1 protein-coding gene is annotated in these 1,485 nt (G+C 34.3%); it reads right to left on the reverse strand.

Going from position 1 to position 1,485, the window contains the following annotated elements; translation table 11 throughout:
- Positions 1-195: 195 nt before the first annotated feature.
- Entirely contained in the window at positions 196-1,401 is a 1,206-nt protein-coding gene (locus AC1DND_RS27665) for a hypothetical protein (protein ID WP_477586039.1), read from the reverse strand.
- Positions 1,402-1,485 lie beyond the last annotated feature (84 nt).

The raw sequence follows: 1,485 nt of genomic DNA on the forward strand, positions 1-1,485 counted from the left end.
ACATAATTCTAGCCTTTATAGCGTGACCGTTCACCTCAACAAAAAACTCCTTTAAAACGGTATAGATAATAGCAGACATAGACAAGGTTTTAGATTTAACTCAATATGAGAAATCTAAATTACCTTAAATAGCTAATGAATCAACCTGTTATTGATAAAATAACGATTTTTTAACATTAATTTAATATGAAGGGCTTATTTCTTAGGCTCATATGCATAAACTACTTCGTATTTACTGTTCTTGAAATTTGATGAAAGTTGTCCGATTTTTAGATTCTGAGCCTGGGGTGTAGGCTCGCAGTACGAATACTTTTTGCCCTTATAAGTAATCGGTTCGCCAACTGGTTTGTCAAACTGAACAGCGATAGTTAAATGTTTAGGGTATAGCAAGGCGATCATCGGCAGGTTATATATTTCCTTTACCAAGTAGAAAAATAGTGCGGCCCGGTCATCGCAATCGCTGTAGGTACTTAATAATGTTTGTTCGGGCGAGAAACGTTTTTCCTTGCCAAAATTTTCACCGTCATCTTCATATAAAAAACCATAACGGGTAAATCTCATCAGGTAATCGACACCTTTTTTCTGATCCATGCCTTTCAGGTTTTCTTTCAAGGTGGGAATAAGAGAGCTGTAGGTTTCCCGGCTCAAAGGGATATTAAAATAACTCTCAAAATCGACTACCGGATAGTTTTTGAAAATGGTTTGTACATCTTCATTAACTTTTAACTTAAAATGATGGATTTTTTGACGATAGCTAAATTCGATATCTTTTTCCTGATAACTTTCTGGTTTAAAATCGGGCATTCGGGTAACCTTATAAGAGAAAGGATTTTTAGCTTCTGGAATTAAAATTTTAACAGGCTTATAAGCATCGGCCTGTTTAAACAGTTTGCCATAATCGTGGTAATTTAAGCACATAAACTTTTTATCGTCAATCATAAAAAACGGAATATCGCTGATATCCTCTTCATTTCTTACATAAAAGATAACCTGATCATTGCCTACAGCTAATCTTGCATCGTAGCCGCATTTACTCAGTAAAAACCATTTGTATAAAGTATAGCTAAAATAATTATCTGCTTTTGGACTAATCTGTTCGGCTGTTTTTCGGATCAGTTGATAATAAATCCAATCGTTTAAATTATATTTTTTCTGGTATTTTTCTAAAGACGAGATAAGAGGTGCGTATTGGCCAGAAGAGATGCGGCTGTAAAAGTTTGAAACGGCTGATGTAGTTGCTGTTTTTGGTATTGGAAAAACGACTGAAGAATCTACACTAAAGTTGAAAGTTCCATCATAAAAATCAAAAGAATAATTCTGTCCCTTCGAGATGATGGCATTCATCATCAGGCAAACGAACAAAATGGTCCTCAAAATATATATGTAACTCCCTCTTTTCAAACCGCTCCATATTTGGTTACATTAAATTTACTTATTATTAACACAAAAGCAACAATTTCTTTATGTCAACAATAAGGTTGGTGC

This window comes from Pedobacter sp. 01N416 (assembly GCF_056399685.1).